Genomic DNA, 13845 nt, shown 5'->3' on the forward strand with positions numbered 1-13845 from the left:
GAATGAATGAACAATTTATGATTATAGATGATATCCCAGTAGAAATAAAGGGAGAAAAAAATATTTTAGAGGTTATTAGAAAAGCAGGAATAGATTTACCAACTTTATGCTATTACTCAGAACTTTCTGTATATGGAGCTTGCCGTATGTGTATGGTAGAAAATAAGTGGGGTGGAATTGAAGCTGCATGTTCTACACCACCAAAAGCTGGTATGGAGATATATACTAATACACCTAGGTTAAGAAAATATAGAAAGAATATATTAGAATTACTACTTTCAAATCACTGTAGAGATTGTACTACCTGTGAGAAAAATGGACACTGTAAACTACAAGAGTTAGCACATCGCTTTGGAATAAGACAAGTAAGATTTGACAATACAGCAGAAAAAAGCGAATTAGATACATCATCTTTATGTATAGTAAGAGATAAGAGTAAATGCATACTTTGTGGTGACTGTGTAAGAATGTGTAATGAAATTCAAAATGTAGGTGCCATTGACTTTATAAAAAGAGGAGCAGAGATGAGTGTAGGTACAGTTTTTGACAAACCTATAGCAGAATCAAACTGTGTAGGTTGTGGTCAGTGTGCAGCAGTATGTCCTACAGGAGCTATAGTAGTAAAAGATGATACACAAAAGCTATGGAAAGATTTAAGTGATAAAAATACTAAGGTAGTAGTACAAATAGCTCCAGCAGTAAGAGTTGGAATAAGTGAGGAGCTTGGACAAAAAGATGGAGAAAATGTAATGGGTAAAATCGTTGGAGCTTTAAAGAGAATGGGCTTTGATGAAGTATTTGATACATCTACTGGAGCTGACCTTACAGTACTAGAAGAAACAGGAGAATTTATTTCAAGATTAGAAAACAATGAAAGACTTCCTCTATTTACTTCTTGTTGTCCAGCTTGGGTTAACTATGTAGAAAGAACTTATCCAGAGATGATGAATAATATCTCAACATGTAAATCTCCTATGCAGATGTTTGGTTCTGTTTTAAAGGAGCACTATAGTCATTCTAGTAAAAGAATAGTTAATGTAGCAATAATGCCTTGTACAGCTAAGAAATTTGAAGCTGATAGAGATGAATTTAAAGTTGATGGAGTTAAGGATGTAGATTATGTTATAACTACTCAAGAGCTTATAGCTATGATAAAGGAAGCTGGAATTGTATTTTCAGAGATAGAACCAGAAGCTGTAGACATGCCATTTGGTGTTAGTAGTGGAGCAGGAGTTATATTTGGAGTTACAGGTGGAGTTACAGAGGCTGTTTTAAGAAGGGTTTTAGACGATAAATCTGTATCTACACTAAGAACTATAGCATTTAATGGAGTAAGGGGAATGTCTGGAGTAAAGGAAACTAGTATTACAGTAAATGACAAGGAATTAAAAATTGCTGTAGTTAGTGGTCTTAAAAACGCTGATGACCTTGTGAAAAAGATAAAATCAGGAGAAGCACATTATGATTTTATTGAAGTAATGGCTTGCCCAGGTGGATGTGTAGGTGGAGCAGGACAACCATTTACTATGTTCGAAGGAAAGCAAAAACGTGGAGAAGGTTTATATGCAGCAGATAAGATGAGTAGCCTTAAACGTTCAGAAGAAAATCCAGTAATGATGTCTCTTTATTCAGGATTATTAAAGGGAAAAGTTCATAAGTTATTACATGTGAATTATAATAGAGGGGAGTAAACGCTGTGGTAAACTTAAGTGTTTGTATAGGTAGCGCCTGTCATGTAAAGGGATCTTATAATGTTATAAATGCTTTTCAACAGAGCATTGAAGAATATAATCTATCTGATAAAGTAGACTTAAAGGCAGTATTTTGTTTAGGTCATTGTTCTGATGCTGTATCTGTAAAAATTGATGACGGAGAAGTATTCAGTGTATCAGGCTTAACGGCAAAGAGTTTCTTTAAAAAAGAAGTATTACCAAGAGTAAAATAAGGTCATAAAATAAGCTAAATGTTAAATTAATATTGAGCCTACACTTATAATAAAGTGTAGGTTCAATATTTTGTAAGTTTTGGTGAGCTATTTTTGAGAAGAAGCTCTTTTTACTCATAGTAAATAAGTAGAACTTCTAAAAAATCTATACAGTTGTTAATTAAAATCTATATATGTGATATAATGATGTGCATGTAAAACTTAAGAATTAATTAACAGGAGCTGATATAAATGTATGTATTATTTGGTGAAAATGTAATTCATAATGATGAGATGAAAGAAATAATAGAAAGTAAAACTGATTTTAAAGTAATTAAGGATATGACAAAGGGAACTAAAAGAGAAGACGTTCATGCCTTTTGCTTAAGTGTGAAAATCTCAATCTTAAATGAGATTATAGAAGAAGAATATGATGATTTTAATTTAAGTGAAATGGAAGAGGACGATGTTTTTGATGAATATCTCAGTTTAGCAGAAGAGATGGCCTTAGATATGGAAGAGTTTATTCCAGAGGAAGCTATTATCGATGCAAAGGCTTATAAATGGGATCAATCAGATAAAGATATAAAAGTTATTGTTATCATTGGAAATGACCAATTAGAAGAAAGAAAATTAAGAGATATAATGAAAAGATTACTAACTCAAGCAGAGTAAATGTGATATTTTTACAAAAAATTCACAATATATTCTTTATTTTATATAGAATTAGGTATAAAATATTTTATACGGTTGAGTATAAAATTTTATTAATTTTGTTTGGAGGAGATATATATGCTTAAAGAGAATGGAAACATTTCAATTCACACTGAAAATATAATGCCGATTATAAAAAAATGGCTATACTCTGATAAGGATATATTTATAAGGGAACTTATCAGTAATGGTTGCGACGCTATTAATAAATTAGAAAGACTAGTCACCTTTGGAGAAGCAACTGTGGAGGAGTCTAAATACGAAGTTACTGTATCCTTAAATAAAGATGAAAAAACCATTAAATTTATAGATAACGGTATAGGAATGACTTCAGAGGAAGTAAAAAAATATATTAACCAAGTAGCTTTCTCAGGAGCTGAGGAATTTTTATCTAAGTATAAAGATAAAATTGATGAAGGAAAAGGCATAATTGGCCATTTCGGATTAGGGTTTTATTCAGCTTTTATGGTATCAGAAAAAGTTGAAATTGATACTTTATCTTATAAGGAGGGCGAAGAAGCTGTTAAGTGGATTTGTGAAGGTGGTACAGAATATGAAATTGAACCTTCTGAAAGAACTTCTAGAGGAACAACTGTTACTCTTTATATAAGTGAAGATAGCAATGAATTCTTAGATTATTATAAATTAAGGCAAATTATAAAAAAACATTGTAACTTCTTCCCTGTTGAGATTTATCTAATAGATGAGAATGAGAAAAAAGATGATAAGGATTCAGAGAAGGATATAGAAAAAACTCCTTTAAATGATACAAAACCATTATGGATGAAAGCTCCAAAGGATTGTACAGATGAAGAGTATAAAGAGTTCTATCGAAAAGTCTTCAATGAATATAATGATCCGCTATTTTGGATTCATATGAATGTAGACTATCCATTTAATTTAAAAGGGATATTGTACTTCCCTAAATTAAAACATGAATTTGAAGCTACAGAAGGAGAAGTGAAACTTTATAATAAACAAGTTTTTGTGGCAGATAACATAAAAGAAGTTATTCCTGAGTTTTTACTTTTATTAAAAGGTGTTATTGATTGCGAAGACATTCCTTTAAATGTATCAAGAAGTTTCCTACAAAAGGACAGTAATGTATCAAAGGTTTCTAGACACATTGTAAATAAGGTAGCTGATAAACTTACTTCTCTATTTAAAAATCATAGAGATGAGTACAATGACTTTTGGAAAGATATAAATATCTTTATTAAATATGGTTGTTTGAGAGATGAAAAATTCTATGACAAGGTTAAGGATATACTGATTTTCAAAACTACTAATGGAGACTATGTAACATTAAAACAGTATCTAGAAAACAATAAGGAAAATCATGATAAAAAAGTTATTTATGTTAATGATGAAAAGCAGCAATCTCAATATATTAAAATGCTAAAAGACAATAACTTAGAAGCTGTGATTTTAAATACCACACTAGACAGTCATTTTATTACTTTAATGGAGAGCAAAGAGGAAGGAGTACAATTTAGTAGAATTGACTCTGACTTAACAGAAATATTAAAAGCTGATGTAACAGATGAAAGTCCTGAAGAGAACAAGGCTATAGAAGAAATATTTAAGAATTCTATAAATAAGGAACAACTAAAAATCTCTATAGAGCCTATTAAAACAGAAGAAGTTCCTGCCATGATTACTCTGTCAGAACAATCTAGAAGAATGGCTGAGATGAGTGTGATGTTTGGAGGAGGGGATATGTCAATGTTCCCTAAAGAAGAGACTTTAGTTGTAAATAGTTCAAATCCATTAATTAAAAAACTATTTAATTTATCTAAAGATGAAAATAAAAAAGACTTGGTTAATGATATTTGTAACCATGTGTATGATTTAGCTATGATAAGTCATGGACAATTAGGTGCTGATGAAATGTCTGATTTCATTAAAAGAAGCAATGATTTACTAGGAAGATTAATTAACTAGAGGTATTGAATAATTTGAACCATAAGTGTATGTTCTAAAATAATTTAGGGACATACACTTTATTTTATACTATAATGGTATAAAATAAAGATGATATATTATATTAGGAGGTTCCTATGAAAATTTTAGTTGCTGATGATGATGAGAGAATTTTAAGACTTATTGCCGATTATTTAACTTTTAATAAATTTCAAGTAATTACTGCAACGGATGGTAAGCTTGCTTTAGAGAACTTTGATGATACCATTGATTTAGTAATTTTAGATGTTATGATGCCTATTTATGATGGATGGATTGTATGTAAAGAGATTAGAAAGATATCAGAAGTACCTATAATTATATTAACGGCTAAAGATAGTGATTTAGATGAACTTTTTGCCTTTGATATAGGAGTGGATGACTATGTATCTAAACCATTTAACATAGCTCTATTACTTGCTAGAGTTAATAGACTTTTAAAAAGCAAAATTAGTAAGGCAGTGAGCATTGTATATAAAGGGATTGAAGTAGATGAAGAAAGTCACATGGTAAAAATAGATGGTATGGAGAAAGAACTAAATCCAAAAGAATATGAACTATTACTTTACTTTATAAAAAATGTAAATAAAGTAGTAAGTAGAGAAACACTACTAAGAGTTATATGGGATGAAGATTACTTTGGTGATACTAGAACTGTAGATACTCACATAAGTCGGTTGAGAAATAAATTGGAAGATTATAATAAGTATCTAAAGACCATAAGAGGTTTTGGATATAAGTTTGGAGAAGTATGATGAAATCAATTAAATTGAAGTTATTTTCTGGTATAGTTCTCATATTCAGTATTTTTGTTTTAGGTATTGCAACCTATGGAATCACATATAAAGACTTTTTTCAGAGAGAAAAGTTAAAGGAAATGAATGAAGTAATTGAAGAAATTAAAAATTATATAGATAAAGACTATGATAATAGAGTTGATGGGAAGTTAGAAGGACTTTCAGAGAAGTATAGTGTTCAAATAGATATTAAAGATGTACTTACATCAGAGAGTATATTTTCGAGCCATAAAATGGGTAAAAATAATATGATGAATGGGCAGCATAGGTTTGAAGTTATAGAATTTATAGGTGAAAAAGAGGGAATAAGCGAAACCATAACCCTTGATAGATCTACAGGTGTAGAGTTCTTAACTGCTGTAGGGAAAAATGTATATACTTATGAAATAAGTGTTAAAACACCAATTACTGTTATTGATGATGCAGTAAATAAATCTATGAAGCTTTTATTTATGATAATGATACCGGTTGGATTTATAGCACTTTTTATCACAGCATTATTTTCAAGACAATTTACTAAGCCAGTAATAGAAATAACTAAAAAAACTAGAAAAATAGAAGAGCTAAGCTTTTGTGAGGATTTAAATATAAAGAGTATTGATGAAATAGGATTACTAGCTAAAAGTGTTAATAATTTATCCCATAAAATAGAAGAAACCTTAAAAAATCTAAAAGAAAAGAATTTAGAGTTAGAGACTATGATGAATAATGAAAAGAAAAATCAATTAGCCAGAAGAGAATTTGTGTCCTCTGTATCACATGAACTAAAAAGCCCTATAACTGTTATTTCAGGTTATATTCAAGCACTTCAAGAAGGGATTATATCTTCAGAAGAGGATAGAAAATTTTATTTAGATGTAATAGGTGAAGAAACAGATAGATTAGGGATCATAGTCAATGATCTTTTAGATTTGTATAAGCTAGAATCAAATACCTTTAAATTAAATAAAAAAGAAGTAAATATAAATAGTTTAATGAAAAGAACTCTAGAGAAAAATAAATTTAGATTCGAAGAAATGAACATAAATATTAACTTTACGGAAGGTGAAAATATTACTGTTATAGTGGATGAAGTTAGGTTAGAGCAAGCAGTACAAAATTATATTAATAATGCCCTTAGCCATGTAGATGAAAATAAAATAATAGATATTAATCTAAAAGTAATTGAAGATAATTTAGTAATTTCTGTGTATAACAGTGGCAGTAACATCGAAGATGATAACCTTACTAGGATTTGGGAGGGGTTTATAAGGGTAGATAAGGTAAGAAACTATAAAGAAAAACGATTAGGTTTAGGTTTAGCCATAGTGAAACAAATAGTTAATCTTCATGACGGTACCTATGGTGTAAAGAATAGGAAACATGGTGTGGAATTTTGGATAAGCTTAAGGTTATAAAAATGTATACTTATTTTAATCTAACTATTAGATTGTTGTAACATTAATGTAACATTCCCTTGTTATTATAAAGATGTAAAGAAAATAAAAAATAATTAATGAAGGGAAGGATTTAATATGAAAAAATCAATGATAGCCTTAGCACTAGTAGGAGTAATTACCGCTTCGGGAGCAACTATGGCCTTTGCGGATGAAAATTTAGGAGGAGCTTTTAGAAATGGTGGAGCTACTCAGGTTCAAAGCTTAGTAGAAGAAGGAAAGACTTTAGAAGATGCAAAGAAAATTATGCTACAAGAGAAATATGAAAGAGTAGATGCAGCAGTAGAAAGAGGAACAATAACTGAAGAAAGAGGAGAAGAAATTAAAGCTGAAATGGCTGAAAACAGTGTTACTTGTGATGGGACTGGAATGGATAGAGAAAACAAGGAAGGCTATGGACTTAATCAAGGCTTAGGTAATGGTGCGGGTCAAGGTAGAGGAGCTGGCCAAGGAAAAGGTGCTGGTAGAGGAAATTGTATAAATAACTAAATTTATTATTTAAATAGATAATATTATAGGAAGGATAGATATATTTGTATAAGTATAGCTACCTTCCTTTTTTATATAAGTTTTCTTTACATTAGTTAGGCTAGTTATGGTAAAATATTGTATATATACTACGACTATGAAGGAGATAATAATATGAAATGTGTAGTTATTCATGGTAGCCCAAGAAGAGGAAATACGTGGAATGTATTAACCCTAGTAAAGAAAGAAATGAGAGAGAATATAGAAATAGAGTTTATCGATATAGAGCTTAGAAAAGAAAATCTTCCCCTATGTATAGGATGTTTTAATTGCATTTATAAGGGCGAAGATAAATGTCCCCACAAAGAGATTATGAGTAAAATTGTGAAAGAAATTAAAGAAGCAGAAGCTCTAATAATTACTTCTCCCGTATACTCTATGCAAATAAGTGGATTACTAAAAAACTTTATAGATCATATGTCTTACAATTTCCATAGACCAAGTTTATTTACAAAGAAGGCTTTAATAATAACCACCACAGCTGGCGCAGGTCATAAGGATGCTGCAAACTATGTGAGAAGTGTTTTAAACTACTGGGGATTTAATCATGTTCAAACTTTACCAATTGCTTATAGAAGTAGGGAACTTACAGAGAAAAATAAAATAAAGGTATTAGAGGGTGGAAAAAAATTTAGTGAGGAATTAAAATCTAAAAAGATTCATAAACCATCCTTAAAATCAGTAGTTATGTTTAATCTTTGGAAAGCCATGTCAAAGGAGAAATATGAAGAAGGAAGTGCAGACTATGACTACTGGCATAGTAAAGATATGAGTAAAGGTGTATTCTCACCTCAAGTTCCTATTGGTATATTAAAAAAATTAATGGGAACAATTATTTATGGGCTAATGAATAAATAAATGAATAAATATGGCATGTATAAATATGTATAAAATGGTAAATGATATATACAAATATAAGGATTTAGCTTGAACTATAACATGATAAGTATTATAATGTATTCATATTATAGTTATTAAATAAAAAATCCGCGGTTGGGGTGATGGTTTTGGATATAGAAATTGAAGATATACTTGTAAAGCTATTAGAAGGTCAAACAAGACTTGAGACAGAAATTAATGGTGTTAAAAATGAGATAAAGAAGAATTCAATAAAAATTGAAGCTATAGAAAAAAACATAGATATGATTGTAGAAGTACAAAGTTCACATAGGGAACAAAATGAAAGTTCATTTAAAAGCACAGATTTAATAATAGAAGAGAAGACAGACTTAATTGAGAAATCAATAAAAAACATTTCTAAAAATGTTAAAGAAGTAAAAGAAAGCATAGAAGTATTAAAGGACATGACAGGTAGACATGAAGTAGATATTAACATATTAAAACGAAGGCCGGTATAGATAAAAATTTAATGACTTCATTAATAACCATTTTATTAATTTAAGATAGTTATTTTTTATGGCTAAAATATAGATTAAATACTAAGGGGGGTGCTACAAGCACCCCCTTATATATTATAGATTTAGTTAGCTATAGGATAACTTGCATTTAGGTTATATTTTGTAGAAGTACTATGAGCACCATTATATCCAACAACTTTAAGATAGTATGTGCCTAGTGTACGTGCTGAATAAGAAATGGATTCATTTGATGTTGAGCTTTTAGTAGAAGAGGCTACTCTTTTTCCTGATGAGTTATAGAGATATAAGTCATAGTCATATGGTAGATTTGTTAATGTTGCAGAGATAACACCAGATTTGTTAGTTGTTACCTAGTAATTTCAGCACCGTGTCCACAATAATTTATTATACCTGTGCCTTGGTTTAGACTATTAGTAACAGAAGAAGCTGATGCACCTGGATCGTATATGCTATCCACTTGAGTATAACCTGCATTTAGAAGTCTACTCTTTATACTATCCATTTGTTGTATATCTGTTTCTCCAGAACCTTCATCTGATGCTATACCAACACCTTTTTTAAACCATGTAGCTGTATTATAACCATTTTGTTCAAACTAAATAGATCTTTGAACTTGAGTTTCAACACTGCAATACTTTCTGCAGAAAAACGGTTTAGAAATAAGAATACCGCTTATTCATTATGAATAATACGGTATTTTTATTTATTGAAGAACCTTTGAAAAAAGCTTAAAAGCAACTTTGATTTTTCTATATCAGAAACCACTATTAATGGACTCAAAAACTTCATTATATTCCTCCTCATATAAGTGATAATTATTATAGTAACTTTTTAACCTATTTTCCATATTGTGTAATTGGCAAGAAAATTTGTTTATTAAAGTGTATAAATTTATATTGAGCTGTCATCCCTGACAGCTCTTATTGTTTAATGGCTAAGTGCTAGTTGTTTTCATTAGCTCAATTTTCTAAAAAATTAGATAGTTGTTCCTAATTTCTTCATTGTATAACCTATGATAAATAAATCAATGACTAATCCTAATATTATAATAACTGTTTTTGAAATTAGTGATAAATGAAAGCTAAGGGATATTTTAATAAATATCAGTGATGTTAATAAGCATATAATTATAAATACACCAATGAAAATAGCAAATTTTTTAATGCCACTTTTTTTTGCATATCCAATAATATCATCAATACTACACAATAGAATGGTTATCATTAATATGGAACTATCCCATTGCTGAATTCCAATAAGTTTAGCTAAAATCCATAAAAGTATACCCAATACGATGATAAGATGCTTGTATTTTTTCCATGAATTCATTTTAAATTACTCCTATTCAATCAGAATGCATTAGAATTATTTATTGATTCTGTTTAATTAATATACATAGTATAACATAACTTCCAATACGGTTCTATTAAGCTTTAAATACTAAGCTATTGTAATTCATTTTTCAACATTTACTTATTATTAGCTATATAGACACTTATGCTATAAAATAATTTCTTCAATATAAGATATAAAACTAAAGAATACATTTGGATTTTTATTATTAAAAGGGTGAAATATACATCTAGAAAACTATTTAACTATTTACATAGGTATACAGGTATATAGGTATATAGGAAACTATTAAAATATATAACTATTTAAATAGTTGCTTTGTTTATGCGGGTTTGGGAGGTTTTCATGTTTTAGTAGGAAGAATTAACGAAGTAGGAATTTTTTATTTTATCTTTACTTTTATTGGTTTATGATTAATTTGTGGGTTATAATGTATTATCTAGTATATAAAGGAGGATAAACATGCTATATATAGTCTATGGTTTTATAGGATTATTAGTATACTATTTTGTTACAGTGCTATTTGGTGGAGATTCTGGAATAGGGATATTAGCTGCAATAATAATAGTATGTTCAATGATTATTATAGAAAAACTTAATGATATAAAAACGAAATTAGATGGAAAAGATAAATAAATTTTAATTGGAGGTTTAAAATGGATTGTGGATTTGAAAAAGAAGATGGATGGTTTAGATATAGAGCAGCAGCGATTATAATAGAAAATGGACAAGTACTTTTTGCTAAAAATGAAGTAGATGATTATTATTACTCCGTTGGGGGAGGTGTACATCTTGGAGAAAAGGCAGAAGATGCAGTAAGAAGAGAGGTTTTTGAAGAAACAGGCGTAGAATACGAGGTTGAAAGATTAGCCTTTATTCATGAGAACTTTTTTAATGGTACTGGATCATTAGAAGGGTTAAAATGTCATGAAATAACCTTTTACTTTTTAATGAAGCCAAGAGGAAGTCAAGAACTCAATAGCAATAGTTATTCCCTAGGTGGTCGTGAATATATGCATTGGCTACCTATTGAAAAATTGAGGGATTATTTAGCTTTTCCTAGCTTCTTTGCAGAGAAACTAACATGTATTAGTGATACTGTTGAACATATTGTCACATATGAGAGCATTTAATTTAATATTATAACATAAGACAATGATATTAAAAGTATCATTGTCTTATGTTATAATTTATTAAATAAGGAATTAACTATTTTACTTCAATAGAAATTAATAAATAATTATAGTACAATAGTTTTTGAAACATAAAGATAAATCAGGAGGGAACAATGAAAGAAAAATCTTATTTCTGTGAAAAACAAGTTACGGATGAAACTACTAATGAAACAAACATCCTAGAACATGAAGCTAATGACTTAAAGAATGAAAAATATTTAGAAGATGTAGATACTGAAATTGCAGGGTTAGTAGATGAAATTATCCTTAAAAGAATTCAAAGGACAGCTAAGAGTGCATTGAAAAGAGAGTGTTCTAAAGATTTAAAGGAACTTCTAAAAGTGGAAACCAAGGATACTTTAAAAGAGATAATGAATGAATTAAACATTGAATATAAGTCAGCTGATAAAAAAGATGATTTGATTGATAAAATTGCCATTAATTATGAAGATGCAATCTTAAAAGTATTGAAATATGTAGATAGTGATTGTTATATTTCTTTACAAAAAATACTAAAAAATAATGGAATTATTCCTATAAGTGGACATATGGATGAGTCCGAAAACTCTATATTTATGCAAGAAATGGGAATGTTATATATTGCTGAAAGTGATGATAAATTATATCTTTGTGCACCAGAGCAGTTTCTTAAAGTTATACCGCAAATAGACAAGAAGTCTATAGAGAAGAATGATGAAATAATAAAGTTATTTAGAGGTATGCTTTACTATTATGGTGGGATTGCTGCAAAAGAATTTATGGAAAGATTACCTGAGGATGCAAAGATAGATTTACCCTTAGAAGAAGTAGAGAAAATTTTAGCTATGGGAGAAAAAACTTGTGCTGAGTATATCTATGAAGATAGTTTTGGGTTAAATGGTTTTTTATGCGATATACAGGAGTTGGAAGCTCTAAAATTACAAGGATTAACAGATGACTACAAACAACTTACAAAAACAGAGTTGCTTAAGGCTAGTAGAAGAGATTACATAGGTGATAAAAATAACTATAAAAAATTTATAAAAGTTATTAAGGATAACTATGATATACCAGGAGATGGTATAGAACAATTACTGGAGTTTACATATGAAACATATCAATTAGAAGGTAAAGAAGAACTAATTAAGAAGGCTCTTGATCATCTATCTGTACCAGAATTTTTGGAAAGTGAAATAATTAATGCAATAGATGATGTTTGTAGGAAAATCCCAGCTTGGAAATATAATGGGTATACAGAAGCAGAGAAAAATAATTCTAATAGAGTTAACATAGAAAAGGTAAGAGTTGGAAGAAACGATCCTTGCCCATGTGGTAGTGGTAAAAAGTATAAAAAATGCTGTGAATCTAAGGGATTATAACTTGGTTAGGAAAGCCTTAGTTTTATAAAGTTTAATTTAATAGTAAATATAAGTAAATAAGCTTCAGAGGAGATAGTGCTCTTCTGAAGTTTATTTTTGTTTAAATTTGTTTGATTTGCTCATAAGATAAATAGATATCCATGTAAAATATAGTATAACTTTATAAAAAGAGGAATATTAAAGTTTTTAGCGTATATATAAAAGATGGTAAAAAGATGCTATTAAAATAAAGGAATTATTGGGATTTAAATGAAGAATAGCAGAATAGAAATGGATATTTAGTAGCAATATCTTTATGATAAATGATTTGGAGGATATATTTAATTATGAACTTATGTATTAAAGAGTATAAGTATGAATATAAAGATGAAGTAAATGAGCTTATTTCAGATGATGATTTTGTAAGAAACGATGAAATTAGCTGCTTAAATAAATGGCCTCAGTATGGGAGCATTGTTGTAGTTGAATCTGAAGTGGTTGGTGTAGGTGTATTTACTGGAGTAAGTAAAAAGACTAGTATGACTTTTTATGTGAAACCAGCAAAAAGAAAAAAAGGTATTGGAACTGCCTTGTTAAAGCACTTAGAGGATACAATGAGAAATGTTGGAGTCGAGGAAATAGTTTGTGATTTTAGAGTTAATGATGTTGAAAAAACATTTTTGTATAAGAATGGATATGACTATTGGTTTAAATCTAATTTTATGACTTATAATGGCAGCAAATTGGCGGTAGATAACGATGAAATTATAAATTATGAAGATAAGTATTATCATGAATGTCAAAAAGTTTTCAGTGAAGCATTTCATAAAATGCGTTTATCTGTGGGTCTAGATTCTACATTGAGCCTTCCAAGTGATGAAGAGAGAAATCAGTACAAAGAAAATGCAGAAAATATATTTCTGCTTCGTAAAAATGATGAAATAGTAGCAGCTGTTAGACTTGAAGCTAATGAAATAGATTCACTTGCAGTAGGAGTAGAGCATCAACATAAAGGGTATGGAAAAGCATTGTTAAGCTATGCTGTTAATAGATTGTTAGATAAAGGATATACAACAGTGGCACTTTGGGTAGTTGAAGGAAATTCAGCAAGGTTTTTATATGAAAAGGTAGGTTTTATAAAAGAACGTGTACATGAGTTTGTTGTTAAAGGTATAAAGTAGAAAAGGTTATAAATAAAAGTTTATAGAGTAAATAATTTTTATTTATAACATATGGAGGA

14 protein-coding genes and 2 pseudogenes are annotated in these 13845 nt (G+C 29.3%); 13 read left to right on the top strand and 3 right to left on the bottom strand.

Annotated elements, in window-relative coordinates; translation table 11 throughout:
• Positions 1-2: 2 nt before the first annotated feature.
• The 9 genes from B3J31_RS06825 to B3J31_RS06865 all read left to right on the top strand — a co-directional run bounded on the left by B3J31_RS06825 (position 3) and on the right by B3J31_RS06865 (position 8719).
• Positions 3-1691 (top strand): [FeFe] hydrogenase, group A, encoded by a 1689-nt coding sequence (locus B3J31_RS06825; RefSeq protein ID WP_346867958.1) that lies wholly within the window; start codon positions 3-5, stop codon positions 1689-1691.
• 5 nt (positions 1692-1696) lie between these two features.
• Entirely contained in the window at positions 1697-1945 is a 249-nt protein-coding gene (locus B3J31_RS06830; RefSeq protein WP_035133546.1) for a (2Fe-2S) ferredoxin domain-containing protein, read from the top strand.
• Positions 1946-2176: 231 nt separating this feature from the next.
• A complete protein-coding gene (locus tag B3J31_RS06835) occupies positions 2177-2599 on the top strand; it encodes a hypothetical protein (RefSeq protein ID WP_035133544.1) in 423 nt (140 codons plus the stop codon).
• A gap of 117 nt (positions 2600-2716) precedes the next feature.
• The gene (htpG, locus tag B3J31_RS06840; RefSeq protein WP_346867957.1) at positions 2717-4582 is read left to right on the top strand and encodes a molecular chaperone HtpG; all 1866 of its coding nucleotides are present in this window, start codon (positions 2717-2719) and stop codon (positions 4580-4582) included.
• 116 nt (positions 4583-4698) lie between these two features.
• A complete protein-coding gene (locus B3J31_RS06845) occupies positions 4699-5355 on the top strand; it encodes a response regulator transcription factor (RefSeq protein ID WP_346867956.1) in 657 nt (218 codons plus the stop codon).
• Positions 5355-6794, top strand: coding sequence for a HAMP domain-containing sensor histidine kinase (locus B3J31_RS06850; RefSeq protein WP_346873801.1), 1440 nt, complete (start codon positions 5355-5357; stop codon positions 6792-6794). The genes B3J31_RS06845 and B3J31_RS06850 overlap by 1 nt, the downstream gene beginning before the upstream one ends.
• Before the next feature lie 117 nt (positions 6795-6911).
• A complete protein-coding gene (locus B3J31_RS06855; protein WP_346873802.1) occupies positions 6912-7322 on the top strand; it encodes a hypothetical protein in 411 nt (136 codons plus the stop codon).
• Between the two features lie 153 nt (positions 7323-7475).
• On the top strand, positions 7476-8219 hold the full coding sequence (locus B3J31_RS06860) for an NAD(P)H-dependent oxidoreductase (RefSeq protein WP_346873803.1): 744 nt from the start codon (positions 7476-7478) through the stop codon (positions 8217-8219).
• A gap of 149 nt (positions 8220-8368) precedes the next feature.
• Positions 8369-8719, top strand: coding sequence for a hypothetical protein (locus B3J31_RS06865; protein ID WP_150842479.1), 351 nt, complete (start codon positions 8369-8371; stop codon positions 8717-8719).
• A gap of 122 nt (positions 8720-8841) precedes the next feature.
• Here the strand turns inward: B3J31_RS06865 and B3J31_RS16995 are convergent.
• The 3 genes and pseudogenes from B3J31_RS16995 to B3J31_RS06875 all read right to left on the bottom strand — a co-directional run.
• Positions 8842-9075 (bottom strand): annotated as a pseudogene (locus B3J31_RS16995) (pre-peptidase C-terminal domain-containing protein); the annotation flags it as partial.
• Positions 9076-9086: 11 nt separating this feature from the next.
• Positions 9087-9320, bottom strand: a pseudogene (locus tag B3J31_RS06870) (C25 family cysteine peptidase); the annotation flags it as partial.
• Between the two features lie 395 nt (positions 9321-9715).
• Positions 9716-10069, bottom strand: a complete 354-nt coding sequence (locus B3J31_RS06875) for a hypothetical protein (RefSeq protein ID WP_346867952.1) — start codon at positions 10067-10069, stop codon at positions 9716-9718.
• A gap of 486 nt (positions 10070-10555) precedes the next feature.
• Between B3J31_RS06875 and B3J31_RS06880 the strand changes: the two genes are divergently transcribed.
• From B3J31_RS06880 to B3J31_RS06895, 4 genes are all read left to right on the top strand, one after another.
• Positions 10556-10729 carry a hypothetical protein gene (locus B3J31_RS06880; protein ID WP_156964341.1) on the top strand — a complete coding sequence of 58 codons (174 nt, stop codon included), beginning with the start codon at positions 10556-10558 and terminating at the stop codon, positions 10727-10729.
• A 20-nt stretch (positions 10730-10749) separates the two neighbouring features.
• On the top strand, positions 10750-11226 hold the full coding sequence (locus tag B3J31_RS06885; RefSeq protein ID WP_346873804.1) for an NUDIX hydrolase: 477 nt from the start codon (positions 10750-10752) through the stop codon (positions 11224-11226).
• Positions 11227-11381: 155 nt separating this feature from the next.
• A complete protein-coding gene (locus B3J31_RS06890) occupies positions 11382-12626 on the top strand; it encodes an SEC-C metal-binding domain-containing protein (protein WP_150842491.1) in 1245 nt (414 codons plus the stop codon).
• A gap of 326 nt (positions 12627-12952) precedes the next feature.
• Complete coding sequence (locus B3J31_RS06895; protein ID WP_346873805.1) at positions 12953-13786, top strand: GNAT family N-acetyltransferase; 834 nt, start codon at positions 12953-12955, stop codon at positions 13784-13786.
• The last annotated feature ends 59 nt before the right edge of the window (positions 13787-13845 follow it).

The organism is Clostridium sp. UBA5988, assembly GCF_002435615.1.
Lineage (GTDB): Bacteria > Bacillota > Clostridia > Clostridiales > Clostridiaceae > Clostridium_J > Clostridium_J sulfidigenes.

Bases quoted from the DNA above. Each gene is read 5' to 3' on its own strand.
- B3J31_RS06875 (WP_346867952.1), bottom strand. From the start codon at position 10,069: ATGAATTCATGGAAAAAATACAAGCATCTTATCATCGTATTGGGTATA.
- B3J31_RS06835 (WP_035133544.1), top strand. From the start codon at position 2,177: ATGTATGTATTATTTGGTGAAAATGTAATTCATAATGATGAGATGAAA.
- B3J31_RS06895 (WP_346873805.1), top strand. From the start codon at position 12,953: ATGAACTTATGTATTAAAGAGTATAAGTATGAATATAAAGATGAAGTA.
- B3J31_RS06845 (WP_346867956.1), top strand. From the start codon at position 4,699: ATGAAAATTTTAGTTGCTGATGATGATGAGAGAATTTTAAGACTTATT.
- B3J31_RS06825 (WP_346867958.1), top strand. From the start codon at position 3: ATGAATGAACAATTTATGATTATAGATGATATCCCAGTAGAAATAAAG.
- B3J31_RS06855 (WP_346873802.1), top strand. From the start codon at position 6,912: ATGAAAAAATCAATGATAGCCTTAGCACTAGTAGGAGTAATTACCGCT.
- B3J31_RS06860 (WP_346873803.1), top strand. From the start codon at position 7,476: ATGAAATGTGTAGTTATTCATGGTAGCCCAAGAAGAGGAAATACGTGG.
- B3J31_RS06885 (WP_346873804.1), top strand. From the start codon at position 10,750: ATGGATTGTGGATTTGAAAAAGAAGATGGATGGTTTAGATATAGAGCA.
- B3J31_RS06850 (WP_346873801.1), top strand. From the start codon at position 5,355: ATGAAATCAATTAAATTGAAGTTATTTTCTGGTATAGTTCTCATATTC.
- htpG (WP_346867957.1), top strand. From the start codon at position 2,717: ATGCTTAAAGAGAATGGAAACATTTCAATTCACACTGAAAATATAATG.
- B3J31_RS06890 (WP_150842491.1), top strand. From the start codon at position 11,382: ATGAAAGAAAAATCTTATTTCTGTGAAAAACAAGTTACGGATGAAACT.
- B3J31_RS06880 (WP_156964341.1), top strand. From the start codon at position 10,556: ATGCTATATATAGTCTATGGTTTTATAGGATTATTAGTATACTATTTT.